This window comes from Vibrio ouci (genome assembly GCF_004551525.1).
Taxonomy (GTDB): Bacteria; Pseudomonadota; Gammaproteobacteria; order Enterobacterales; family Vibrionaceae; genus Vibrio; species Vibrio ouci.
The window spans coordinates 1-2,716 of record NZ_SATR01000176.1 but is presented as its reverse complement, the minus strand read 5'-3'; the positions used below and the strand labels follow the sequence as shown (position 1 = coordinate 2,716).

Sequence of the window (2,716 nt, the reverse complement as noted above, 5' to 3'; positions counted from 1 at the left end):
AGGCAACCCACAAATCTTGGCATGCTTTACGGTTGGAGAGATTCAAGAATTTGAGCCGACAATACAGAATTGCCGACGAAGAAAAGCAGGTGGCCAGAGAGAGCAAGAAGATTAGAACAAAGAACTTTGTGCCCTTTGCCTAACGCCCAATTAACGTGTGAGCAGCGCAGACACTGAACTTGAACACTGCGCCGTAAACACTAAATTCAACCTGAAGTGAGAGCGCCAAGCGTTGCGAATCACTGTTGAATTGTTTGTTATGTTTTACCACAAATACATGATTTACTTGAGAAAGAACTGCTATTTCTGACTAGTTTTCTGAAGCAAACCACAAGGTAAGAATCAACTTGGCGACCAAAGGCGACCAACCAGAAACGAGTAATTCCACTTCCCTGCCCAATGAGGCAACCCGCCCTCGTGACAACAAGTGCCCTTTCTTTCCTACCAAAACGCAAAACAATGCTAAATTGCCGAGGCAACTGCCAAACCGAAATGCTGCTTGGCAAAGAACCCAAAAGCGACTTTAAGCCAGTTAAACAAGAAACCGACCGCCACGACCTGACAATGAAGCAACCCACGAACATTGGCATGTTTTACGGGCTGATTGGTTCAAGAGTTTAGACCGACAATACTGATTTGCTGAGTCTACTAGGGACTAATTGCCAGAGGGACAAAGAACTAGAGCCTAAGACCTTTAAGCCTTTGAAATACAAGTAAACATAACGCCGCATTAAGGTGTGAGCGACGCTTGGCTATACTTGAGCGAAGCGAAACTGCCAAGCGTTGCGAATCACTCTTAAATGCTTTGTTATATATAGAACTCAAAGCTAAAAGTATGCTGGTATTGCTCCATTTGAAGCCTCTGGTTCCTTTGTGTAGATCATGCAGTCAGAGCCCTGAATACTGACAAAACCAAGCTTCATGTAGAACTGCTGTTCAATATCACTATGTAGGTACAAAGCCTTGCAATGGTTCCTGTCAAATAACTCAGATTTGACTAGGTTAACCAACTTTGACGCATAGCCTTTATGTCGTAGTTCTTGAGGTGTAGCCACAGAACCAATACCAAAAGAGCCCTCTTCGAGATCGAACATGTCGCTATAAACAATAAGAGATGATACAACTTGATCCTTTTCAACCAATACGTACCAAGTACCAGCTAAGTATTTTTCACTATTACGACAACCAACTAAGTACTCATCAGAAGAAAGACCGTCACCCCATACATCGAAGCCCATTAAATAGATGAAATCTAACTCATGAGCCTCTGCTTTTCTTAGCTTCAGCATTGTAAAAAACCTAAATTGACCAAAACATATAACGCCCTGTTAAGGTGTGAGCAACGCAGTACCGCTGCCGCCGCATACCACCTTAAACACCAAACGCAACGCATAGTGAAAATGCCACGCGTTGCGAATCCCTCTTGAACAGTTTGTTATGTAAATTACCTAAACAGTTCATCGATACAAACATTTTTTAGATCATAGATACACATAGGGCTATTTACATTCTTGACTTTTGCTTGTTCAAAGTCATGCATATCGAATCTGAAGAACAGATTTCTCTGTTTGTCTGTACCAATTTTTACATGAAAGGACATTACATATTGAGTAATGTCTGTTTTTGACTTCAGAAGACGATTTGCAAACTGATACCCATAATTCGCCACTTGCTCTCTTACCATTAAGGGAGTGGCATTGTTAATTCTGATATAGAAGTTGAAATGGGCAACCCCATTATTGCTCGGGACAAGGTTTGCAGTAAGTTCCCCATCCATAAACCCAAATGGAGACATAGGGCTAAGTTCACTTACACCGTGATTAACCAAGTATTCTTTAAGAAGCTCCAACTCTTTTTCGTTTTTGGCTTTAGACTCATCTGACGTCGCCTTACCTTCATTTAGCTTATGCGCTGATTGGAACTCCATCTCTGTGAATGTAAAAAATTCCGGTACGAACATAGTTAGTTTGAACAGCGTATAAGCAAGAACTAATAAGCAACTATAAAACATCGCCGTTTCCGTCAACTCTAACGTAAAACTAGAGTTCAACGACAGTATGTAAGGATACAAAACAACAAAAAAAGGAGGCAATAGATGCACTATGTTTCTTAATAGTCCGCGATTGTATATATACCGAAAGTAACTACGGAACTTACCATATGTTGATGGAACAAATTTGTGGCTATGTATTGTAGTTATGTAACCCTCTTCTTTCGCGTAATCCAGAGCACTAACTAAGAAAAAGAGACAAAACAGTAAATGAACAAAAGCTGTCAACTGTTTACTTTCTGCCAAATACAAAACTAAAAACGGCATGATTGTTAAATACGCCAAAGACAGGAGAACTTGCTTTCCAAAGTAGAGATACAACATTACAAACATTCGTCTAGAGAACTTAAACGATGAAAAACCACTTTGTAAAATAAAAAGCATTGCAGCAAAGCCAATACCAAGCAAAACGCCAGCTACTGAGACGAGCATTTCATAAAATGAACTTATATTGCTCGGTAAAGTAGGATTTAATAGACTTTCCAATGAGATATTTCTCCCGTTTGACTCAATTTACATAACGCCCAATTAAGGGGTGAACAACGCCGCCACCCAAACCTAAAGAATTGTGCCATAAACACTAAAACTGAAGTAGAAGCAAAAGCGCCAAGCGTTGTGAATCCCTCTTAAATTGCTTGTTATAACAACGATTTCCTCGATGCTGAT

Annotated in this window: 2 protein-coding genes; both read right to left on the bottom strand. The window is 40.3% G+C overall.

Annotation, left to right across the window (positions count from 1 at the left end; genetic code table 11):
* Positions 1-827: 827 nt before the first annotated feature.
* Positions 828-1,289 (bottom strand): GNAT family N-acetyltransferase, encoded by a 462-nt coding sequence (locus tag ELS82_RS24930; RefSeq protein ID WP_134837765.1) that lies wholly within the window; start codon positions 1,287-1,289, stop codon positions 828-830.
* A gap of 155 nt (positions 1,290-1,444) precedes the next feature.
* On the bottom strand, positions 1,445-2,536 hold the full coding sequence (locus tag ELS82_RS24920; RefSeq protein WP_134837764.1) for a hypothetical protein: 1,092 nt from the start codon (positions 2,534-2,536) through the stop codon (positions 1,445-1,447).
* Positions 2,537-2,716: the final 180 nt, after the last annotated feature.